Source organism: Streptomyces sp. NPDC090994, assembly GCF_044768905.1.
Lineage (GTDB): Bacteria > Actinomycetota > Actinomycetes > Streptomycetales > Streptomycetaceae > Streptomyces.
The window spans coordinates 881,737-901,815 of sequence record NZ_JBIVWS010000001.1 but is presented as its reverse complement, the minus strand read 5'-3'; the positions used below and the strand labels follow the sequence as shown (position 1 = coordinate 901,815).

At 70.8% G+C, this 20,079-nt stretch carries 21 protein-coding genes and 1 pseudogene; 9 read left to right on the top strand and 13 right to left on the bottom strand.

The genetic code is table 11. The features are described 5' to 3' along the window. Window positions 1–51: 51 nt before the first annotated feature. The gene (locus ACIQR3_RS04280; protein WP_403534016.1) at window positions 52–897 is read left to right on the top strand and encodes a class I SAM-dependent methyltransferase; all 846 of its coding nucleotides are present in this window, start codon (window positions 52–54) and stop codon (window positions 895–897) included. Between the two features lie 131 nt (window positions 898–1,028). On the opposite strand, the gene ACIQR3_RS04275 is transcribed toward ACIQR3_RS04280, so the two are convergent. Continuing rightward, window positions 1,029–1,487, bottom strand: coding sequence for a MarR family winged helix-turn-helix transcriptional regulator (locus ACIQR3_RS04275; protein ID WP_403533778.1), 459 nt, complete (start codon window positions 1,485–1,487; stop codon window positions 1,029–1,031). Between the two features lie 232 nt (window positions 1,488–1,719). Between ACIQR3_RS04275 and ACIQR3_RS04270 the strand changes: the two genes are divergently transcribed. From ACIQR3_RS04270 to ACIQR3_RS04260, 3 genes are all read left to right on the top strand, one after another. Beyond that, complete coding sequence (locus tag ACIQR3_RS04270; protein WP_403533775.1) at window positions 1,720–2,958, top strand: cytochrome P450; 1,239 nt, start codon at window positions 1,720–1,722, stop codon at window positions 2,956–2,958. 47 nt (window positions 2,959–3,005) lie between these two features. Then, the gene (locus ACIQR3_RS04265) at window positions 3,006–3,206 is read left to right on the top strand and encodes a ferredoxin (RefSeq protein ID WP_403533773.1); all 201 of its coding nucleotides are present in this window, start codon (window positions 3,006–3,008) and stop codon (window positions 3,204–3,206) included. A gap of 126 nt (window positions 3,207–3,332) precedes the next feature. Next, complete coding sequence (locus ACIQR3_RS04260) at window positions 3,333–4,100, top strand: HD domain-containing protein (protein WP_403533770.1); 768 nt, start codon at window positions 3,333–3,335, stop codon at window positions 4,098–4,100. Window positions 4,101–4,219: 119 nt separating this feature from the next. Here the strand turns inward: ACIQR3_RS04260 and ACIQR3_RS04255 are convergent, their stop codons facing one another. Then, a complete protein-coding gene (locus tag ACIQR3_RS04255; RefSeq protein ID WP_403533769.1) occupies window positions 4,220–4,660 on the bottom strand; it encodes a MerR family transcriptional regulator in 441 nt (146 codons plus the stop codon). Window positions 4,661–4,819: 159 nt separating this feature from the next. Between ACIQR3_RS04255 and ACIQR3_RS04250 the strand changes: the two genes are divergently transcribed. Continuing rightward, window positions 4,820–5,896, top strand: coding sequence for an alkene reductase (locus tag ACIQR3_RS04250; protein WP_403533766.1), 1,077 nt, complete (start codon window positions 4,820–4,822; stop codon window positions 5,894–5,896). A gap of 73 nt (window positions 5,897–5,969) precedes the next feature. Here ACIQR3_RS04250 and ACIQR3_RS04245 read toward each other — a convergent pair whose 3' ends face one another. The 9 genes from ACIQR3_RS04245 to ACIQR3_RS04205 form a co-directional block, all read right to left on the bottom strand. After that, window positions 5,970–6,587, bottom strand: coding sequence for an STAS domain-containing protein (locus ACIQR3_RS04245; RefSeq protein WP_403533763.1), 618 nt, complete (start codon window positions 6,585–6,587; stop codon window positions 5,970–5,972). Window positions 6,588–6,912: 325 nt separating this feature from the next. Continuing rightward, window positions 6,913–7,179 carry a hypothetical protein gene (locus tag ACIQR3_RS04240; protein ID WP_403533761.1) on the bottom strand — a complete coding sequence of 89 codons (267 nt, stop codon included), beginning with the start codon at window positions 7,177–7,179 and terminating at the stop codon, window positions 6,913–6,915. Window positions 7,180–7,551: 372 nt separating this feature from the next. Next, on the bottom strand, window positions 7,552–8,595 hold the full coding sequence (locus tag ACIQR3_RS04235) for a serine hydrolase domain-containing protein (RefSeq protein WP_403533758.1): 1,044 nt from the start codon (window positions 8,593–8,595) through the stop codon (window positions 7,552–7,554). A 93-nt stretch (window positions 8,596–8,688) separates the two neighbouring features. Continuing rightward, the gene (locus ACIQR3_RS04230) at window positions 8,689–9,777 is read right to left on the bottom strand and encodes a glycosyltransferase family 4 protein (RefSeq protein WP_403534014.1); all 1,089 of its coding nucleotides are present in this window, start codon (window positions 9,775–9,777) and stop codon (window positions 8,689–8,691) included. Between the two features lie 23 nt (window positions 9,778–9,800). Then, window positions 9,801–10,337 (bottom strand): dCTP deaminase domain-containing protein, encoded by a 537-nt coding sequence (locus tag ACIQR3_RS04225; protein ID WP_403533756.1) that lies wholly within the window; start codon window positions 10,335–10,337, stop codon window positions 9,801–9,803. Further along, a complete protein-coding gene (gene dcd / locus ACIQR3_RS04220; protein ID WP_403533753.1) occupies window positions 10,334–10,873 on the bottom strand; it encodes a dCTP deaminase in 540 nt (179 codons plus the stop codon). Before dcd ends, ACIQR3_RS04225 begins: the two co-directional genes overlap by 4 nt. After that, window positions 10,870–12,105: a metallophosphoesterase gene (locus ACIQR3_RS04215; RefSeq protein ID WP_403533750.1), complete on the bottom strand. Its 1,236-nt coding sequence runs from the start codon at window positions 12,103–12,105 to the stop codon at window positions 10,870–10,872. Before ACIQR3_RS04215 ends, dcd begins: the two co-directional genes overlap by 4 nt. Beyond that, window positions 12,102–13,418 carry a UDP-N-acetylglucosamine 1-carboxyvinyltransferase gene (locus ACIQR3_RS04210; RefSeq protein ID WP_403533748.1) on the bottom strand — a complete coding sequence of 439 codons (1,317 nt, stop codon included), beginning with the start codon at window positions 13,416–13,418 and terminating at the stop codon, window positions 12,102–12,104. The genes ACIQR3_RS04215 and ACIQR3_RS04210 overlap by 4 nt, the downstream gene beginning before the upstream one ends. Next, window positions 13,418–13,858 (bottom strand): ATP-binding protein, encoded by a 441-nt coding sequence (locus ACIQR3_RS04205; RefSeq protein ID WP_403533745.1) that lies wholly within the window; start codon window positions 13,856–13,858, stop codon window positions 13,418–13,420. Before ACIQR3_RS04205 ends, ACIQR3_RS04210 begins: the two co-directional genes overlap by 1 nt. Before the next feature lie 176 nt (window positions 13,859–14,034). On the opposite strand from ACIQR3_RS04205, the gene ACIQR3_RS04200 reads away from it, so the two are divergent. Both ACIQR3_RS04200 and ACIQR3_RS04195 read left to right on the top strand, forming a co-directional pair. Further along, complete coding sequence (locus ACIQR3_RS04200; protein WP_403534011.1) at window positions 14,035–15,306, top strand: helix-turn-helix domain-containing protein; 1,272 nt, start codon at window positions 14,035–14,037, stop codon at window positions 15,304–15,306. Continuing rightward, window positions 15,303–15,848 carry a flavoprotein gene (locus ACIQR3_RS04195; protein WP_403533742.1) on the top strand — a complete coding sequence of 182 codons (546 nt, stop codon included), beginning with the start codon at window positions 15,303–15,305 and terminating at the stop codon, window positions 15,846–15,848. Before ACIQR3_RS04200 ends, ACIQR3_RS04195 begins: the two co-directional genes overlap by 4 nt. Here ACIQR3_RS04195 and ACIQR3_RS04190 read toward each other — a convergent pair. Both ACIQR3_RS04190 and ACIQR3_RS04185 read right to left on the bottom strand, forming a co-directional pair. Beyond that, window positions 15,849–16,716 (bottom strand): annotated as a pseudogene (locus tag ACIQR3_RS04190) (mobilization protein); the annotation flags it as partial. It lies immediately after the preceding gene. Between the two features lie 286 nt (window positions 16,717–17,002). Next, on the bottom strand, window positions 17,003–17,629 hold the full coding sequence (locus tag ACIQR3_RS04185; RefSeq protein ID WP_403533739.1) for a hypothetical protein: 627 nt from the start codon (window positions 17,627–17,629) through the stop codon (window positions 17,003–17,005). Between the two features lie 426 nt (window positions 17,630–18,055). On the opposite strand from ACIQR3_RS04185, the gene hemL reads away from it, so the two are divergent. Then, entirely contained in the window at window positions 18,056–19,372 is a 1,317-nt protein-coding gene (gene hemL, locus ACIQR3_RS04180) for a glutamate-1-semialdehyde 2,1-aminomutase (protein ID WP_403533736.1), read from the top strand. After that, the gene (locus ACIQR3_RS04175) at window positions 19,369–20,061 is read left to right on the top strand and encodes a histidine phosphatase family protein (protein ID WP_403533734.1); all 693 of its coding nucleotides are present in this window, start codon (window positions 19,369–19,371) and stop codon (window positions 20,059–20,061) included. The genes hemL and ACIQR3_RS04175 overlap by 4 nt, the downstream gene beginning before the upstream one ends. The last annotated feature ends 18 nt before the right edge of the window (window positions 20,062–20,079 follow it).

Genomic DNA, 20,079 nt, shown 5'->3' with positions numbered 1-20,079 from the left:
ACCGGCGGAGGGAATCGGCAGGGAGAGCGGGAAGAAGGGAGCGTGGGCAGGGTGCCGGACGGCTGGGAGTGGGACGAGACGCTGTTCGCGGGGGCCGCCCCGCACTACCGGCGCGGCAGGCTCCCGTACGCCCCCGGGCTGACGGCCGTACTCGCCGAGGTCCTCGGGCTCGACGGGCGCGGACGCCTGCTCGACGTGGGCTGCGGGCCGGGCACCCTCGCGCTGCCGCTGGCGCCGCTGTTCGGCGAGGTCGTCGGGGTGGACCCGGACCCGGGGATGATCGAGGAGGCCGGACGCGGGGCCGTCGGGCCGGGGGTGGACGGGAAGGCGCGGTGGGTGCGGGCGCGGGCCGAGGAACTGCCCGCGGGGCTCGGGACGTTCACCGTCGTGCTCTTCGCCCAGTCCTTTCACTGGATGGACCAGGACCGGGTGGCGGCGACCGTACGGGACATGCTCCGGCCCGGCGGAGTGCTGCTGCACGTCTCCGACCTGAAGACGGAGTCCCGTACCGTCGGGGGCCTCCCGCACCCCGCCGTGCCCCGCCCGGAGATCCAGGCCCTGGTCACGCGCTACCTCGGGCCGGTCCGGCGGGCCGGCCGGGGGACGCTGCCGCGGGGGACGCCCGGCGGTGAGGCGGAGGTGTTCGCGCGGGCGGGCTTCAGCGGCCCGGACCGTCATGTCGTCCCCGGCGGACAGGCGTTGGAGCGTACGTCCGACGACGTCGTGGCCGAGGTCTTCTCGATGTCCTTCTCCGCCCCGCACCTGTTCGGCCCGCGCCGCGACGCCTTCGAGACGGAGCTGCGCCGGCTGCTGGCGGAGCACTCCGCGCCGGGGCTGTTCTCCGAGCGCGGCCCGAGCACGGAGGTCTTCGTCTGGCATCCGCCCGTCCGCGCCTGAGGCACCTCCCCGCCGGCCCCGGGCCGGGCGGCGGAGGCCGGGGCCGGTTCGATCCTCAGCCGTGCGGCGGGGGTTCAGCCGTGCGGCGGGGCCTCAGCCGTGCGGCGGGGGTTCAGCCGTGCGGCGGGGCCTCAGCGGGGCCAGGGCCGCCCCGTGCGCTGCTCGATGTCGGTGTTGAACTGTTCGAGGTCGGCGACGAACCGCCGCAGCCGGTCGGCCGGCCAGTCGCCGAGGACGTCGGCGAGCCCGGCGACGATGGCGTCGCGGTCGGCGTGCAGGCGCGCGCGGCCCTCTTCGGTGACGCGGAACTTGCGGGCGATGCTGCCGTTGGGGTCCAGCGTGCGCTCCACCAGGCCCTCCCGCAGCAGCGCCGTCGTCTGCCGGGTGAAGGTGGACGGCGCCAGCCCGAACGCCTCGACCAGGTCCGGCACGGACATCGGCCCCTGCGCCTCCAGGCGGCTGAGCAGCACATAGGCGCTGCGGTCGAGGGCGCCGCCGCTGCGGACGCGGCGCGGGGAGGTCATCTCCAGGTGCCGGGTGAGGATCAGCAGCTCACGCTCGATGCAGCCACCTGCCTGCCGTGCGTCCACGCCGTCCTCCTCGGGGTGCGAAAGCTGTGGCCGCCTACCCTATGTCCACGTGCGCGGCCCCCTGTTTTCGGCCGAATTCCGTCATACGTGTTTCATGACTAAAGCATCATGCACAGGACGTGCATGATGCACTTTTGTTGTACGGTGCATTTCACCGGTCCTTCAGCAGTCACGGCGCGCGCGTTCCGTCCGCGCGCTTCCCCCACCGCCTCCACCTCTTCGAGGAGCGCAGATGACCGACCAGGCCGTAGACCAGCCCACCGACCTCCCCGTGACCCTCCCCCTGGCCACCGACGCCCCGCTCGATCCCCCCGCCGAGTGGGAGGAGCTGCGCGCCCGGTGCCCCGTCGCCCACGCCACGCTGCCCAGCGGGGACACGGCGCTCTACCTGACCCGCTACGACGACGTCCGGGCCCTGCTGGCCGACCCCCGCTTCACCCGCCCCACCGAACGGGACAACGCCGCCCGGCTGGCACCCGAGGGCACCGGCGGGGCCGCCGTCACCGGCAGCAGCGCCTTCGCGATCCCCGACCGGGGCGAGCCGCACCAGCGCTGGCGGCGCCGGGTCGGCAAGTACTTCACCGCCAAGCGGATGACCGCCCTGCGCCCCGGCATGGTCCGCCTCGCCGAGGACCTCGTCGACACCATGCGCGCCGAGGGCGCCCCCGCCGACCTGCGGGCGAGCCTCGGCTTCCCGTTCCCCGTCTACGTCATCTGCGACCTCCTCGGCGTCCCCGCCGACGACCGGGACCGCTTCTCCCACTGGTCCGACAGCTTCCTGAGCGTCACCCGCTACACCGCCGACGAGATCCGCACCGCGCAGCGGGAGTTCATCGAGTACATGGCCGGGCACATCACCGCCAAGCGCGCCGACCCGGCCGACGACCTCCTCAGCACCCTCATCAGCGAGGGCGAGGACGACCCGGACGGCGGTCTGAGCGACGACGAGCTGGTGGCCACCGGCGTGGGCCTGCTCGTCGCCGGCCACGAGACCACCGCCAACATGATCGGCAAGATGGTCTCCATGCTGCTCGGCGACCGCGCCCGCTGGGAGACGCTGCTGGAGAACCCCGCGCTGGTGCGCACCGCCGTGGAGGAGTCCCTGCGCTTCGACACCAACCTCGGCTTCGGCGTGCGCCGTTACATCGGCGAGGACGTCGAGATCGGCGGACAGGTCGTGCCCGGGGGCAGCACCGTGGTGTGCAGCATGCCGGCCGCCAACCGCGACGAGCGGACCTTCGCCGGCGCCGCCGACATGGACCTCGCCCGCACCCCCAACCCCCACCTGACCTTCGGCGTGGGGCCGCACTCCTGCCTCGGCCAGTCCCTGGCCCGCACCGAACTCCAGGTCGTCCTCGACACCCTGCTCACCCGCGTCCCCACCCTCCGCCTCGCCGTGCCCGCCACCGAGCTGCGCAAGACCGAGGGACTCCTCGTCGGCGGACTGCGCGAAGTCCCCGTCAGCTGGTGATTCCGGGGCGCCCGGCGACCACGAGAGAACGAGAGGCGGAACACCCCATGAAACTCACCGTCGACCAGGACAGGTGCTGCGGCGCCGGTGCCTGCGTCCTGGCCGCGCCGGAGGTCTTCGACCAGCGGGACGAGGACGGCGTCGTCACCCTCCTGGACCCCGAGCCCGCGCCCGACCGGCACGACGCCGTACGGGAGGCGGCGGCCGTCTGCCCCACCGCGGCCATCCAGGTGACCGAGTCCGGCTGACCGGCCCGGCCGCCGTCACCAGGCAATAATCAAACCCTCCTTGGCATTTTCGCCCCTGTCGGCGCGAGGGAATCACTCCATATTCTCCAGGCATCGAGAAACCGCCCAAAGACAAAGGCAGTTCACATGCCCGACGAACCCGATGAAGTGAAAGGCGTGACCCGGCGTACGGCGCTGGAACGCGCCGCCGGCGTCGCCGCGATCAGCGCGGCGGCCACCCTCGCCACGACCCTTTCCAGTCCCCCCGCCGCCGCGGCGCCGTCGACGGTCGCCGCAGTCCGCTTCCCGCAGACCGAACTGGCCCACAGGACCACGGAATTCGTCCGGAGCGTCTGCACGCCGTCCCTCTTCAACCACGTCATGCGCACCTACCTGTTCGGCGCCCTGCTCCTCGACCGCCGCGGCGTCCGCTACGACCGTGAACTCGCGTTCGTCGCGGCGGCCCTGCACGACCTGGGCCTGGTCGAGGCGTACCGGAGCCCGGCGGAGCGCTTCGAAGTGGACGGCGCCGACGCCGCCCAGCGGTTCCTGCGCGAGCAGAACATGCCGGCCGGACGCGTGGCGGTCGTCTGGGACGCGATCGCCCTGCACACCAACGCCGGCATCGCGGCCAGGAAAAGGCCGGAGATCGCCCTGATCTCCCTGGGCTCCGGCCTCGATTTCACCGGGAACGGCCTGGACGAGATTCCGGCCGACGACCTCACGGACATACTCACCGCTTTTCCCCGGGAGGAATTCACCCAGGAGGCGATCGACACCATCCTCTCGCTGTGCCGCACCAAACCCCTGTCGGTACTCATGCACCCGTTCGCCGAGGTGGGCCGCCGCCACATCCCCGGCTTCCCGGTCCCGACCGTCGAGGACCTGCTGCTCGCGGCGCCTTTCGCGGAGTAGCCGTGCCTTTCGCGGAGTGGCCGTGCCTTTCGCCGAGTAGCGGCGCCTTTCGCGGAGCAGGGGACGGGGGCCGGCGGTGGCGCCGCCGCGCCCGGGACGCGGGCCCCCGCCGCGTCGGCTCAGGCCGAAGCCGCCACCGGCGAACGCGGCGCGGACCCCTCCGGCGCCACCGCCGGTCCGTCCGGGCCGGCGTCCGGCTCCGGCAGGGATGCACGGTGGGCCCGGGCCAGGGTCACCATCCTGTCGAGGGTGTCCCGGGCCCGCAGCAGGTCGTCGATCTGTGCCGTGATCCGCTCGCGTTCGCGGGCCATCCGCTCCAGCGTGGCGTCGGAGTTGTGGACGCTCGGGGCGTCGCGGCACGGCATAAGATCGGCGATGGTGCTGCTGGAGAGGTTGGCCGCGTACAGGTCCTGGATGAAGCGGACGCGGTCCACGTCGTACTCCGTGTACTGCCGCTGCCCGCTCGGCGTGCGGGTGCTGGTGAGCAGGCCCTGCTGCTCGTAGTACCGCAACGACCGCACGCTCACTCCGGCGCGTGCCGCGAGTTCCCCGATCCGCATGACTGCCTCCCGCAGGTGGTCCACGGCACCGCGGGATCTGGTGGCGCACCCCACACGGAGCCGCGGTGTTCTGACGGTTGCCTCTGACACCGGTGTCAGGTTTTAGCGTACACACGCGTTCCGGAAGCCGGAGCGCGTGTGTACGCGAGGAGAACCGACATGCCGTCCCTGTTCAGCAGTTACCGCCTCGGCGAGCTGACGCTGCCCAACCGGACCGTCATGGCCCCCATGAGCCGCGTCCGGGCCGCCGCCGGCGGTCTGGCCACCCCTTCGATGGCCGCCTACTACGCGCAGCGCGCCACGGCCGGCCTGATCATCGCCGAGGGCGCCCAGCCCAGCCTCGTCGGCCAGTCCAACCCGGGCACGCCCGGCCTGCACACCGACGAGCAGACGGACTCCTGGCGGCAGGTGACCGACGCGGTCCACGTCAACGGCGGACGCGTCTTCGCCCAGATCATGCACGGCGGCCGGGTCGCGCACCACGAGACCACCGGCCTCCAGCCGGTCGGCCCGTCGGCCGTGCCGGGGGAGGGCAACGTGTTCACCCCGAGCGGCCCGCAGCCGATGCCCGTGCCGCGGGCCCTGGAGACCGACGAGGTCCCCGAGCACGCCCTGTCCTACGCGCACGCCGCCCGCCGCGCCGTCGACGCGGGCTTCGACGGCGTCGAACTGCACGGCGCCAACGGCTACTTGATCTCCCAGTTCCTGTCCTCCAACGCCAACCTGCGCGACGACCGCTACGGCGGCTCGATCGCCCACCGCATCCGGTTCGCCGTCGAGGCGGCCACCGCCACCGTCGAGGCCGTGGGCGCCGCCCGCACCGGCATCCGCCTGTCGCCCGGCGGCGGTTTCTGGGGTGTCGTCGAGGACGACGCGGCCGAGCTGAACACCGCCCTGCTCACCGAGCTGGCCCGCCTCGACCTCGCCTACGTGCACCTGGAGGCCACCACCGACGAGGACACCCTCCTCCTCCTGCGCAAGACCTGGCCGGGCACCCTCATCGTCAACCCGGTCATGCCCCTCGGCTCGCGGCAGACCGGGCCGGCGGAGGCCGACCACTGGCTGGGCCTGGGCGCCGACCTGATCGCCTTCGGCCGCGGCTTCCTCGCCAACCCCGACCTGGTCGAACGCCTCCGCGCGGGCCTGCCCGTCACCTCCGCCGACGAGAGCACCTTCTACCAGGGCGGCGACGCCGGGTACCTCACCTATCCGACGTACCGGTACCCGGCGGCCTGACCGCCCCGCCACGGGGAACGGAAAGGGGCCTCACGCGACCACCGAGGCCACGGCCCCGGGCGCGGGTGCCGCGCTACCCGGCTCCGGGACCACCGGCCGGGTCGGCAGCGGTGACCGCGTCAGCCACGGTGCGGTGGCGGGCGTGGGGCCCGAGCCGGGCGGCGAGCGGGTGGCGGTCGAGGTCGGCGGCGGCACGGCTGCGTACGTGGGCGAGGCGCAGGGCGATGCCGTGGCGGTGGAGTTCGTCGCGGAGTTCGTCGAGGGTGTCCAGGACGGGTACGCCGAGGTGGTGGCTGCCGGCGAGGTCGAGGACGACGGTGTGCGGCGGGGGATCGGCGGCGCGGACCTGGTCGCGGACGGCGAGCCGGACCCGGGAGATGTTGCCGAAGAACAGGCTGCCGTCCGGGCGGACCACGAGGACGCCCGGTGCGGTGCGGGCGCCGGGGTGTTCCGTGATGTCGCCGTACAGGCGGGTGCCGGGCAGGCGGCCCAGGACGGCCACGTCGCGGCGGCCGGCCGCGGCAATGAACAGCAGCAGCGACAGGGCGACGGCGAGAAGGAGCCCGGGCAGCAGGTCGAACAGCAGGACGCCGACGAGCGCGGTCAGCGCGACCCACAGGCTGGACCGGTCCAGGCGGGCATAGCGCCGCAGCTCGCCCACGCGCAGGAACCCGCGCACCGCGACGGTCACCCGCCGCCGACATCGGACGCGTGACGGCGGCCCTGTCCGCCCTCGGGCTGAGCGCGCACCGTCGCGGAAGCGACTGGGTCTCTTACGACAATCTAGTAATCAGGAAGGCATGCACCAGCAAAGTCGCTACGGGCGTTCCGGGTGCCCAGCTTCGGGTTGCCATCGACGATGTCCAAGCGGCTTGGGAGCGTCTGCGCAGGCTGGGGTTCGAAGGAGCAGTGCAACGCGAGGGCGGCGCCCTCTGGGCACAGATCGACCCGTACCTGATCGTCGCCGTCAAGAACGCCGAGCCGCCCGCTCGCCCATGAGCGAAGGGGATCGTAGGTCAGCCCATTTCCTCACGGGCGGCCTTGAGGTCGTCCACCAGAAAGACGTCTTGAGACCACTGCCCTGGCCATGCGGCGAGTACCAGGTCCTTTGGGCCTGCCTGCGCCAGCAGCGCTCGCTTTTCGGTTATCCGCGTCGCCTGCGTAACGACCCCCTTGGCGTCGACTCGGATGAGGGTCACGGTTTGCCCGCGCCAGGGAAACGCGCCCTCCACACCACTCGTGCGGCGAAGGGCAGAGGCGTCGAAGTCAGCAAATCTCGGCATGTCGCGAACTCTAGTACGAGCGTGTGTGCCTGGAAGTGCTTCCTCTGTCTTCGTGCCCTCGTCCAGGCTCTCGCGGGTGGAGCCCGAAAGCCCCCCGCTCGCGAGGAAGGTCCGCTCACGGCCACACCAGGCAATAGTGCCCCGCCTCATGCAGCCGATCTAAACCGGGTGAAATGGGTGGGCTACCTGAGGTGAAGTATTACCTCCGCCGCATGGGCAACATGCTCGTCTCAGCCGCATCGCGCTGCGTTGCTGGTCTGCGTGCGCCGTCGTTGCCCGCGGCCCGGATGCGGTTATGCCCTCTAGCGAAGGGCAGCGTTGCACTCAACACCGAGTGCTGGGCATCGGGACGCGATGGGTTGCTTTGACACGTCAGTTCAAGGCGAGCTCACGAAAGGTGTTGCGAACCTCGGTCAACGGGTCACGTTCCCTTGTGTAGTAGAGCTTGTTGGTCAGGAGTACCGCCCAGCGGCACTTGGTGGGGGAAATCCACATGCCTGTGCCCGTGAAGCCGTAGTGGACCCAGGCGTCCTCGTCGGCGGTCGTGCCGGGAGCGGGGTGCCAGAACAGGCCGCGAGCGGGTTGGAGATGGCCCGTCTGGATCGTCAGGGACCGGGTGATCCACTCGCTCTCGAAACCAGCCCGGAACTGGGAAGCGGCAGGGGCGAGCATGTACTGGAGGAAGGCGGCGAGGTCGTCGAGGACGGTGAAGGCGCCGGCGATGCCGCAGACGCCGCCCAGCAGGCGGGCCGAGAAGTCGTGGGCGACTCCCTTGAGGTGGGTGTCGGTGTCCTGGTCCAGTTCGGTGGGCGCGCAGCGCGCCGCGAGGCTGGCGGGCAAGGGACCGAAGCGGGTGGAGGTCATGCCCAGTGGGAGCCAGGTGCGGGCGGTGGCCAGTTGGTCCAAGGGCTGGCCGGAGAGGTGTTCGGCGAGGTAGCCCAGGATGAGGGCGGCCCGGTCGGTGTACTCGACTGCTTCACCCGGAGGTCGGTGGAGTTGCTCGTGGAGGACGCCTCGGCGGATCTCCTCACGGTTGGTGCCGTAGAGGTTCTTCAGCTGGGCTCGCAGTGGGACGCCGGCGGTGTGCGTCAGCAGATGCCGGGCGGTGACGGCTCCGAGTGGGTGCCCGGTGACCTCCTGCCAGAAGCTGCCGAGCGGCTGGTCGAGGTCGAGGGTTCCGTCCTCGTACAGGGCGCCGACGGAGGACCAGACGGCCAGGATCTTGGTGAGGCTGGCGGCGTCGAAGACGGTGTCGGTGCGCATTGGCACGTCCGGCTCGTCGGGGTCGAGGACGCCGGTGGTGCCCTGGGCGAGGGTGCCGGTGGCGTCGCCGAGGGCCCACACGGCGCCCGGGTACACCTTGTCGCGGACGCCCTCGTCCAACAGGGCTTCGAGGCGGTCACTGTCGTACGTCATGGTCTCCCTTTTCGCCGGGGCGTCGCGCGGTCAGCGTAGTGACGTTCACAAGGTGGGTCGGGCAGCGACGTGTCGTGCCGCCCGGGAATCACGTCAGGTGAGCTGGCGGCCGAGGTCGTTCAGGGACCGTGCGGTCGCCGAGAGAGGATGGCGGACCGCGTTCGCGTAGCCCGCCTGTCGCAGGGCGGTCAGCAGCCCAGGCGTCTTCCTCAGCCGCTCGAGGTCGCGCGCCAGAGCGGCGGAGTGGGTGAAGTCCGTGGCCATGCCAGATATGGCGAGCGCTTCGCTGAGGCCGGGTACGGGCTGGTAGAGGACGGGCAGTCCGCACGCTTGGGCTTCCAGCGCCACCAGTCCCATGGCCTCCAGGGTGGTGGACGGCACGACCAGCACATCGTGTTCCGTGAAGGCTTTCCACAGCTGTGGGCGGCGCAGCCAGCCGAGGTAGCGGACTCGTACGCCGGCTCGTTGCAGCAGCGGGGCCAGTGCGTGGAACTGGGCCCTGGGCGCGGCGACGCTCAGCTCGACACCGGGCACCGGGGCCAGACTCTTGATCAGGGCCTCACCACCCTTTTCGGCGGTCAGGCGTCCTGCGTACAGGAGCCGCAGGTAGCTGCTGGAGGTGCGTGCCGGCCGGGCGGGTGGGGCGGTGAGCAGGTGGTCGGGGATGCCCCAGGGGATGTGGGTGATCTTGCGGCGTTCGATCTGCGGGGCGAGCTTGAGGAGGCGGTCGGCCATTGCGTTGGTCGGGACCACGATGGCGTCGGCGGCCCTGGCTGTTTCGCGCAGCACTTGGAGCTGGTCTCGGTGGGTCTCGGCGAAGAGCAGGTCCGTGCCGTGGACGAGGGCGATCCGAGGATGCGCGGGCAGAGCGCGGATGAGGGCAGGAGTGGCGCCGAATGCGAGGTGCTGCAAGTGGAGGACGCCGATCTGCGTGGGATCGAGTATGGCTGTGAGCGCTCTGCGCAGGGTGGCGACGTAGCGGCTGAAGGCCGTTCCTTCCAGACATTTGCCTGCTACGGGGAGCACGCTGAGTCCGGCAGGTGGCCGGGGAGCGTGACCAGGTGGTGCGAGCATGAAGGCGCGTGCCGGGATGAGGGGTTGTCGGCCGGTGTAGAGGCCGATGAAGAGCTCGACGCTGCCGCCGGGGCTTCCAACGGGGAGGTCCAGGAAGGTGGCAGCCATCGGGCCGGTGGCCGAGCGCGCGTTCACCGCGTGCCTCCGTCGATCTCCTCGTAGAGGCGCGAGACGTCGATGCCTTCCGTGGACGCGTACTTGGCGGGCTGATGCTGGTAGCTGGCCGGGGTGCCGAAGGCAGTGAGGAAGACGAGCTTGCCGAAGGTCATGCCCGGATACACGCGCACCGGTCGCGTGGCGCGGATCTCCAGCGTCCAGCGGATCGCATGGCCCTGGTGTCCGAGCGGAGCCGAGACGTGAACCCAGATGCCCAGGGACCCGGTAGTGCGGTCGCCGTTCAGTAGCTGCGCGTACGTCTCCGAACCGGTCCGCTCCAGCGTGATGCCGAGGTAGAGCAGGTCAGGGCGCAATACGAGGCCGGTGTCGGGGATGGGCTGCTCTGCGAAGGCGGTGGGGGTCGCGGCGTCGAGGTCGCCGTCGCAGACGCGGATCGTGTCCCCGAGCCGCCAGTCGTAGGCGTTGGGGGAGAGGCGGCTGGGTTCGTACGGGTCGATGGTGATCTCGTCGGCCTGGACGGCGGCGGCGATGGCAGGGCCGGTGAGGATCACGATGCCACCGCCCGGAGTCGGGCGAGGTCTCGCCAGTAGGCGGAGGGCTGCGGTCCTTCGGCGGCCTGGTACTTGCCACGGTAGAGGTCGATGGCGCCGGTGGAGACGAAGAACATGATCTGCCCGATCTTCATGCCCTCGTATACGCGCAGCGGTCGGATCGGGGTGAGCATGAGCGTCCACTGTCCGTGGAAGCCGATGTCGCCGATAGGAGCGGTGATCTCGACGAACAGGCCGAGGCGTCCGACGGAGGAACGACCGAACAGCAGTGGCACGAAGGTGTCGGAGCCGACCTCTTCGAGGGTGTGGCCGAGGTAGAGCTCGCCTGGCTGGAGGATGTGCCCGTCCGAGCCGATGCTGGTTGCGTTTGTGGGGTTGGGCCGGTGTGGGTCCAGGATCGTGCTCGTGTAGGTGATCAGGGTGGGGCCCAGACGCACGTTGTAGCTGTTGGGGTTGACCTGGTCGGCGGCGAACGGGGTGATGCGGAGGCGGCCGTCGTGAGCGGCAGCGGTGATCTCCGGGCCGGTGAGGATCATTCGCTGTCTCCTTCCGCGGTGTCGGGAGCGGTGAGGACGTGCTGGACGGCCTGGTCCAGGCGCAGGCCGGCCTCGTGTGTGCGTCCGCCGAGGTAGGTGTCGGCGAGGTAGTCGGTGGTCAGCACGGTGGTGATGGCGTCCGGCAGGGGATAGGGGGCCGTGACGAGCGGACCGGACTGGGCGGTCAGATCTGACAGCAGGCCACGGAGGTCGCTGCGTACCGGCTCAGGTACGTGGGCGTGCACCAGCTGGTTGGCGAACGGCTCGATGGAGAGCAGGTCGCCCTGGGTGAGCGTGTCGCCGAGCGGGACGGCACGAAGTGCCGTCTCGTTGAGGATGACCGTGTCTGCCCCGAGTGCCGTACGCAGGCGGGCGGTGAGCTCCATGAGCAGGCTGCGCCGGTCGAAGGGCTGGTGGCGGTACGCCGGACTGATCGGGCCGAGGACGGCGGCCAGCTGCTGCTTGACGTTTTCGATGAGGGAGCGCAGATCCGCAAGCTCCATGGGAAAGCGGCTCGGGGCCCGATGTGGGAAGGATGCAGTGCCGGCACCCCATCCCGTGCCTACGGGTGTCGCGATCGCATAGCCGTCGGCGAGTTCCCGACCCTTGGCGACCAGGGTGCCGTCGACTCGGACCGGTCCGTACTGATCGCTGTGGCAGTGCCCGGCGAAGACTACGTCGAGGAACGAACAGGCCGCCGCGAGTTTCCGGTCCTCGTCGAAGCCGGAATGGCTGAGCAGGACCCAGCTGTCCACCTCGTGGTGGGCGAGAATCACCTCGCGCAGGGACTGCAGGGGATCGGTGACGCATTGGCCGGCTCGCTGGGCAGCCGGGATCGAGTGGAAGGCTTGCCGGCCGATCACAGCGGTTACGCCGACGCGCCGTCCATCGATGTCGGCGATGTACAAGCGGCGGAACAGAGCGTCGCCGGTGTTGGCATCCACGGCATTGGCGCAGACAGTGCGCCGGTGAAGGTCGGGTTCGAAGTAGTGGGGCCAGCCGTGGTTGCCGGGGGCCAGCACGTCGTACAGCCTGAGCAGGATCCCCCGCTCGATCGTGCCGCGGGCGAGGCGGTAGTACCCGCTGCCTTCAAAGAAGTCGCCGCAGTCCACGATGAGGGAAGTCGGCCGCAGCGAGTGGAGGTGGGTCAGGAACGGCGCGGCGTTGTCGAAGGCGGAGTGGACGTCCGTTGTGGCGACGATCTGGCGCAGGTTGCGCCCGTCGGTGGTCATGGGGTGACCTCGCAGATGTCGGCGCCCAGGCTGTGGAGCTTGCCGGGCAGGTCGGCGTGGCCGCGGCGGAGTTGGTCGAGGCCGCCGAGGGTGGTGACGCCGTGGGCGGTGAGGCCGGCGACCATGAGGGCGGATCCGGTTCGGATGTCGGTGGCCTCCACGCCCGTCCCGGTCAGCCGTTGAGGACCGGTAAGGCGGCACTCGGTGGGGGAGATTTTCTCGATGTCCGCCCCGAGGCGGGCCAACTGCGGCAGAAGATTGCCGTGGCGACCTGGGTTGATGGCGTCGGCGAACAGGTGGGTACCGGGTAGGCCGAGGGCCAGTGCCATGAGTGGTGGTTCGAAGTCGGCGTCCAAGCCGCCCGGACTGAGCGAGGCGGTGGCCCGTAAGGGGCGGCTGGTCAAGCGGCCGTCCTGGGCGTTCACGGTGAGAGTGTCCGCCTCGCTGACGGTGGAGATGCCCAGTCGGTGCAGGGCGGCTACGAGGGGGCCCAGGTCGTCGGCTCGCGCGCCTCGGATGCGCGCGCTTCCGCCGGTGCTGGCGACTGCACAGGCGAGTGTCCCTGCCTCCACCTTGTCTCCCGGCACCACCCATGCGGCGTCGCTCGGTGCCGAGGAAGGCGGCGATAGGGTGAGCAGGCGCTCACCGGCCCGGGTTTCCCATCCCGCCGCCTGCAGGGCCTCCAGCACGTACAGCACTTCCGGCGAGAGATTGGGCTCGCCCAGCCGCAGAGGCCGGCCGGTGGTGACGGCTCGAAGCAGGGCGGCCACGGTCGCCCCGCGCGAGCGGAACGGCAGCACCAGGGACACGGTGCCATAGCGACGTCTGGCGGCCTCGACGCGATATCCGGTGTCATCCAAGACACTCCGGTCGCCGAATGCCTCGTACACCTTGAAGTGCAGCTCCATCCCGCGTGCGCCGATCCGGCAGCCTCCCGGCCACGGCAGCCGTGCCTCTCCGTGCCGCGCGAGCAGGGCCGGCACCAGGTAGTACGAGGCACGGATACGCGCGGCCTGGGGCAGGTGGGGGCGCTCGGGCTGGTTTTCAGTCGGCAGAATCACCGCCGCAGTCGGCTTCCCGACCGGCTGCGCTACGTGCCAGCCCGACTCTTGGAGCAGCGCGAGCATGGTCTGCACGTCCGTGTTGGCAGGGATGTTGTTCAGCCTCACCGGACAGCCGAGGGCAGCCGCGGCGGCCACCAGCGGGAGCGCCGCGTTCTTGGAGCCGTCGACAGTCACAGTGCCGGTGAGCGGTGGGCCCGGACGAACGGCGATCACCTCCGCGGCCGCGCCGGGGACGTGAGTGGTCGTCATCAGCAACTCCTCTGTGCAACGAGGGGGGACACGATCGGATGGTCCGGATTGGTGGGCAGTGCGATCTCGGCCCAGCAGCACTTCCCGACCGCCGTCGGCTCGACGCCGTATCGATCCGCGAGCGCGGCCACGAGGAACAGACCTCGGCCGCTCTCGCTACACGGATCCAGGAGACCCGGCCGGGGCAGCTCCGGGCAGTCGTCGCAGACTTCGACCCGCAGTGACTGCTCGTCGAGACGGACGGACAGGGAAACCGGGCCGGCTTCGGCATGCCGGACCGCGTTGGTGACGAACTCACTGATCACGAGCTCGGCGGTGTGCACCACCTCGTTGCCCAGCACCGTGTCCCAGCCCTCTATCGCATCCACGGCCCGGTGCCGGGCGACGGTGACCGCGGTCGGTGTGGCGGATACGGAGAGTGCGAACTGGTGCGCTTTCACGAGCTGCCTCCAGGGTCGGTGCGGCTGCTCCAGGCAACCGCTCCGGAGGCAAGCGGGACCATGCCGTGTGCCGGGGCCGCATCACTTATGCAGGAGCTGCATCGCGGCCAATCGATGCTCGGTTACGCTCGGTTGAGCAGGCAGGATCGGCAACGGCAGAAGGGGCCGTGGCGCAGATGGCCGACGCACAGAGTGAAGCCGGACGGATCGGCGAAGTCATCCGTCAGGCACGCGTATTACAGCGGCGCTCGCAGAAGGACGTTGCCACCGCACTGGGCTACCACCAGTCGAAGGTGAGCCGCCTGGAGAACGGCAGGGGCACGGAGGACGTGCGCGTGCTGCGCGAGATCGCGAAGGTACTGGGCATCCCACCGCAACGCCTCGGCCTCGCCGCTGCCCCCGACGCCAGCCCCAGCGATCCCGGAACCGAGGACATGCACCGCCGCACCTTCCTTGCCGCGAGCGTCGCCGCGCTCGCGGCAACGCCGACGCCAACCATGGCGCACCACGACCTGATCCAGGTCCTGCTGCCGGGACCGAGCCCCGCCGCCACCGGTGACTCCTCCGGTATCGACGAGCTGCGGGAGCGAGCGCGGACCGTGCGCCGGCTGTTCTGCACGTGCGACTACGCGAAACTGGAGCAGGCCCTGCCGGGCCTGATCGCCGACCTGCGCCAGGTCGCCGGCGGCTCCTCCGGTTCGGCGGAGGCATCCGGGTTGCTCGCGACCACCTACCAGACGTCGGTGAGCCTGTTGCTGAAGCGAGCCGACCAGGGCAACGCCTGGTTCGCGGCCGGCCGGGCCATGGCCGAGGCGGAAAGGTCCGGGGACCCTGTCGTCCTCGCCGCCAGCGTCCGCGTTCACGCTCACGTGCTCGTACGGGAGAAGCACACAGCCCAAGCCGTGAACATGGTGCGCCACACCGTCGACCAGCTCAGCGGCTCCTACGACCAACGCTCGCCCCGATACCTGGCAGCGGTCGGCCTGCTGTTGCTCCGCGGAGCAACAGCCGCCAGCAGAAACGGCGACCGCGACACGACCCACGACTTCCTCACCGAGGCCAAAGAGGTGGCCCGCTACGTCGCATTCGACAGGTCGGACGCCTGGGCGAACTTCAGCCCGACCAACGTAGCCCTGCACGAGATCAGCGCAGCTGTCTCATTCGGCGACGCCGGAATCGCCCTCCAAACCGCTCGCCCCCTCATGCGGCGGCACATCCCCGTCCCCGAGCGACGGGCCGCGCTCTGGGTGGAGGCCGCCCGCGCCTACAGTCAGCAGGGCAGACTCGCCGACGGTTACCAGGCCCTGCGCATCGCCGAGAACTGCGCGGCACAGGACGTCCGACGCCCGGCCGTACGCGAACTGGTCGCCGACATGGCAGCCCGTGACCGTCGCCGGGCACTGCCCGAACTCCACCACTTCAGCCGCCAACTGGGAGTGCCCGCGTGAGTGACCAGCACGACAAGCCGTTCCTCCAGATCGTGGTCTGCGCGGCCGGGGTCGCCGCCGACGTCGGCCGGCTGATCACGGCAGCACAGGAACGGCACTGGGACGTCGGCGTCGTTGCCACCCCGCAAGGAGTCGGCTTCCTTGATGCGGAGGCGGTCGAGGCCCAGACCGGCCGCCCCGTTCGCTCGGCCTGGCGGTCACCGGGTGAGCCACGCCCGAGCCGGCCTGCGGATGCGATCGCGGTCGCCCCGGCCACCTTCAACACGGTCAACAAGTGGGCCGCCGGGATCTCCGACAACCTCGCGCTGGGCATCCTGTGCGAGGCGCCCGCCATGGGGGTACCGGTCGCCGTGCTGCCTTACCTGAACTCCGCCCAGGCCGCTCACCCTGCATACCGACGGAGTCTGGACCTGCTGCGCGAGATGGGTGTCTTGGTCGGCTCCTACGAGCCTCACCGGCCGAAGGCGGGCGGCGGGGCCGACCGCTACCGCTGGGAGGAAGTGCTGGAGCTGCTTGACCCGAGGCTGTCCGCGCGGTCGTGATCAGCGCCGATGTGCTCGCGGCTGCGGGAGCGAGACGGTGGTTGCCTCGTGGGCCGGAGTGCTGGGTGTCCCATCGGGCCGTGCTGCGCTGCGGGCCTGTGCTGCACGGGCGCGTGCGTTGGGCGTCGGCCGTGCGCTGACGCGTTGTATACGCCACGCCAGGGTCCTTGCGGGGGAGCGGGCGTCATCCAGGGCACGTTGGTCGGCGGCCTGCCTGAGAAGTCGTTCCGGGTCGTGCCCGAGTGCTTCCGCTTCGGCGAGTGCGGCAGTCAGGGCAACGATCGCGGGATCTGCGAGGACCTGCTCCGAGTGCGCGGGTACGGCCCGACGGATGTGGTGGACGTGCCGGTCCACCTTCGGTTGCGGCGGTCGGTGCCGGACGAGGGCGGTCAGGGGTGCTGCTGCCTGGTCGTATGCGGCTTGGAGGTGGAGCAGAGTCTGCTGGGCGGCGGCGACCTGCTGGTCGTGGTGGCGGAGCTGGTGCCAGCGGGTGGCCGCGATGGTGACGAGGATCGCGGCGTCGAGGAACATCGCCAGAGCCGTACCGTCCCCCGGTGCGGGCTCGCGGAGCATCGCCCGTATGGCGCTTCGCAGGGCGCGGATGGGTGCGGGAGCGAGGAGGGGCAGGACGTCGAGGGCTTCACCGAAGGCGGCGAGGTGGGCCTGGGAGGCTCCATCGTCGTGACCGTTGAGGTGGTGGGGGATGCGCTCGGTGGCGGCGGTGGCCTGGTGCCAAGGGTTGGGAGAGCGAGGAGCGCTTGCTCGGCTGGTTGGTGGGCTGCGGGTCGGTAGCCTTCAGGCGTGCTCGGATCCTGGGGAGGGACAGGTCCGGGGCGAGTGTGGAGCCGGAGTACCAGATGGGTTCCTTGCTGGTGGCCCATCGTCGAGAGGTGCGGTCAGCTACACTGCGCTGGCTTTCCGGTGGGCGGAATCGGCGGCACAGCCTCCCCGGTGCCGCGTGTCGTGCATTAGCCGGCGCAATTGTTGATCCGGCCGGATGCGATTTCTGTAGGGTTTAAGAACCAACTCTTGCCAAAGGCTTCGGCTGCGAGTTGCAGCCACCTGTTATGGCAACTCGACCTCTCGAAATAGGCCCCGCCGGCTTGCATACCGGCAGGCCCGAAGACCCCACCCGACCCTCACGAAACCCCAGCTCAGGGCCACACCAGGCAGTACGGCTGATGCCCCGCCTCATGCAGCCGGTGCGAGAAGTCCTGCCACTCGTGCAGCAGTTGGTACACGTTGAACGCGTCCCGCGGTCCGCCCCGGTCCGGGACCGTCGACCAGATGAAGGCCGCCGCGCCGACCGCCTCCTCGCCTATGCCGCGCAGGGGGTCGACGACGGTCATCGGGAGCTTCACGACGGCGTAGTCGGGGTGGAGGACGACGAGTTCGAGCGGGGGGACCCGGTGGAGGGGGACGCCCTCGATGCCGGTGAGGACCATGGCCGCCATGGTCTCCGGCTTGATCTTGGTGAACATGCCGTTCATGCCGAGCTCGTCGCCGCCGAGTTCCTCGGGACGCATGGAGATCGGGACGCGGGCCGCGGTCGCGCCGTCGGGCGCGCCGAAGTATTTGTACGTCACCCCCACCCGACCACCATTCCTGCTCCCGGCCCTGAGCCGGTCGACCCCGCGGTCGAGCCGCTCGGGCTCATTCGGTCCAGCGTGCGCCTGACGTCTCTCGGTCGTTTCCTCCGCCTCGCGTCGGTGCCTGCCCCGCCGGGCGCGTCGAGGACCCAGGTCGTCGGTCCCCTCGCCCAGTCCGCCACCGCGATGCATATCTCCACCCGACTGCTTTTCTAGGACGCGTGGCCCCAGCCGCGCAACCCGATCATCGTGTCAGTGACCTCCCCCACGGCCGCCCGCCGAAACGTGCGGTGAGACATCCTGTCCGCGCGCCCCTGTGAGCTGGGTGTACCAGCTGTATCAGCTGCATCCGGCTTACGGCCTGTTCCGGTCCGCTCCCAGTCTTGCAGACGACACGGCTCCGGTAACGGTTGTCCGATCATCGGTCGTCATCGGATGCCCGTACGCCCACCCCATGCCCGCCCCCGCCCCGCCCCCGGCCCGCCCCACGCCCGCCCCCGCCCGCCCCACGCCCGCCCCCGGCACCACCCGCCCGCTGGCCTACCCTGAGGAGGTCACCCCCGCAACCGGAGTCCGCGAAGTCGGAGAAGGTCGAGAAGGTCGGAGAAGTCGCAGGTCATGAGCGAACTGGCATATCCATACGAAGCACCGGCCTCGCAGGCGCTGTTCGACCGTGCCGCGGCCGTCACGCCCGGCGGGGTGAACTCCCCGGTGCGGGCCTTCGGCGCGGTGGGCGGCACCCCGCGGTTCATGGTGTCCGGCACCGGGCCGTACCTGACCGACGCCGACGGCCGGGAGTACGTGGACCTCGTCTGCTCCTGGGGCCCGATGATCCTCGGGCACGCGCACCCCGAGGTGGTCGCCGCCGTACAGGAGGCGGTCGCGCGCGGGACGTCGTTCGGCACGCCCGCCGAGGGCGAGGTCGCGCTCGCCGAGGCCATGGTCGAGCGGGTCGCGCCGCTGGAGCAGGTGCGGCTGGTGTCCAGCGGGACCGAGGCGACCATGTCGGCGATCCGGCTGGCGCGCGGGTTCACGCGGCGCACCAAGGTCATCAAGTTCGCCGGGTGCTACCACGGCCACGTCGACTCGCTGCTCGCCGCGGCCGGCAGCGGGGTCGCCACCTTCGCGCTGCCCGACACCCCCGGCGTGACCGGTGCCCAGGCGAGCGACACGATCGTGCTGCCGTACAACGACCTCGACGCCGTGCACGCCGCCTTCGCCGCCCACCCCGGTGAGATCGCCTGCGTCATCACCGAGGCGTCGCCGGGCAACATGGGCGTCGTACCGCCGCTGCCCGGCTTCAACCAGGGGCTGAAGGACGCCTGCGCCGCCAACGGCGCGCTGTTCGTCTCCGACGAGGTGATGACCGGCTTCCGGACCAGCCGCGCCGGTTGGTACGGGGTGGAAGGCGTCGTCCCCGACCTGATGACCTTCGGCAAGGTGATGGGCGGGGGCTTCCCCGCCGCCGCCTTCGGGGGGCGCGCGGACGTCATGGCGCACCTCGCCCCGGCCGGCCCCGTCTACCAGGCCGGCACCCTCTCCGGGAACCCGGTCGCCACCGCCGCCGGTCTCGCCCAGCTCCGGCTCCTCGACGAGGCGGTGTACGACAAGATCAACGCCACCTCCGCCCAGATCCAGGGCCTGGTCGGCGAGGCGCTCTCCAAGGAGGGGGTGGCGCACACGATCCAGACCGCCTCCAACATGTTCTCCGTCTTCTTCACCGACGGCCCGGTGCGGAACTACGCGGACGCCAAGGCGCAGGAGTCCTTCCGCTTCACCGCCTTCTTCCACTCCCTCCTCGCGAACGGCGTCTACCTGCCGCCGTCCTCCTTCGAGTCCTGGTTCGTGTCCGCCGCGCACGACGAGCGGGCCGTGCAGCGGATCGCCGACGCCCTGCCGGCGGCGGCCCGGGCGGCGGCGGAGGCGACCGCATGAGCAGCACCGACCGTGACCGCGACATCACCGTCGTCCACCTGATGCGGCACGGCGAGGTGGAGAACCCCGGCGGCGTGCTGTACGGCAGGCTGCCCGGCTACCACCTCTCCGAGCTGGGCCGGCGGATGGCCGACCGGGTCGCCGAGCACCTCGCCCCGCGCGACGTGACGTACGTCGTCGCCTCGCCGCTGGAGCGGGCGCAGGAGACGGCGACCCCGATCGCCAAGGAGCACGGGCTCGACCTGGACACCGACGAGCGGCTCATCGAGGCCGCCAACGTCTTCCAGGGCAAGACCTTCGGCATCGGCGACGGCGCGCTGCGCCGCCCCGCCAACTGGCGGCACGTGGTCAACCCGTTCAGGCCGTCCTGGGGCGAGCCGTACGTCGACCAGGTGGTGCGGATGAAGGCGGCGCTGGACACGGCCAAGGACCGGGCCCGCGGGCACGAGGCCGTCGTCGTCAGCCACCAGCTGCCGATCTGGATCGTGCGGTCCTACATCGAGCGGCGCCGCCTGTGGCACGACCCGCGCAAGCGGCAGTGCACGCTCGCGTCCCTGACGACGTTCACGTACCAGGGCGACCGGATCGTGTCGGTCGGGTACTCCGAGCCCGCCCGTGACCTCGTCCCCGCCCACCTCCTCGCCGGTGCCAAGCCGGTGAAGGGGAAGGGCAAGGCGTTCGGGGCCTGAGGGTCCGGGTGCCGGGTG

Bases quoted from the DNA above. Each gene is read 5' to 3' on its own strand.
- ACIQR3_RS04270 (WP_403533775.1), top strand. From the start codon at position 1,720: ATGACCGACCAGGCCGTAGACCAGCCCACCGACCTCCCCGTGACCCTC.
- ACIQR3_RS04230 (WP_403534014.1), bottom strand. From the start codon at position 9,777: ATGGCTGCCACCTTCCTGGACCTCCCCGTTGGAAGCCCCGGCGGCAGC.
- hemL (WP_403533736.1), top strand. From the start codon at position 18,056: ATGAGCGAACTGGCATATCCATACGAAGCACCGGCCTCGCAGGCGCTG.
- dcd (WP_403533753.1), bottom strand. From the start codon at position 10,873: ATGATCCTCACCGGCCCGGAGATCACCGCTGCCGCTCACGACGGCCGC.
- ACIQR3_RS04185 (WP_403533739.1), bottom strand. From the start codon at position 17,629: ATGCATCGCGGTGGCGGACTGGGCGAGGGGACCGACGACCTGGGTCCT.
- ACIQR3_RS04250 (WP_403533766.1), top strand. From the start codon at position 4,820: ATGCCGTCCCTGTTCAGCAGTTACCGCCTCGGCGAGCTGACGCTGCCC.
- ACIQR3_RS04215 (WP_403533750.1), bottom strand. From the start codon at position 12,105: ATGACCACCGACGGGCGCAACCTGCGCCAGATCGTCGCCACAACGGAC.
- ACIQR3_RS04175 (WP_403533734.1), top strand. From the start codon at position 19,369: ATGAGCAGCACCGACCGTGACCGCGACATCACCGTCGTCCACCTGATG.
- ACIQR3_RS04210 (WP_403533748.1), bottom strand. From the start codon at position 13,418: ATGACGACCACTCACGTCCCCGGCGCGGCCGCGGAGGTGATCGCCGTT.
- ACIQR3_RS04200 (WP_403534011.1), top strand. From the start codon at position 14,035: ATGGCCGACGCACAGAGTGAAGCCGGACGGATCGGCGAAGTCATCCGT.
- ACIQR3_RS04260 (WP_403533770.1), top strand. From the start codon at position 3,333: ATGCCCGACGAACCCGATGAAGTGAAAGGCGTGACCCGGCGTACGGCG.
- ACIQR3_RS04235 (WP_403533758.1), bottom strand. From the start codon at position 8,595: ATGACGTACGACAGTGACCGCCTCGAAGCCCTGTTGGACGAGGGCGTC.
- ACIQR3_RS04255 (WP_403533769.1), bottom strand. From the start codon at position 4,660: ATGCGGATCGGGGAACTCGCGGCACGCGCCGGAGTGAGCGTGCGGTCG.
- ACIQR3_RS04240 (WP_403533761.1), bottom strand. From the start codon at position 7,179: ATGCCGAGATTTGCTGACTTCGACGCCTCTGCCCTTCGCCGCACGAGT.
- ACIQR3_RS04265 (WP_403533773.1), top strand. From the start codon at position 3,006: ATGAAACTCACCGTCGACCAGGACAGGTGCTGCGGCGCCGGTGCCTGC.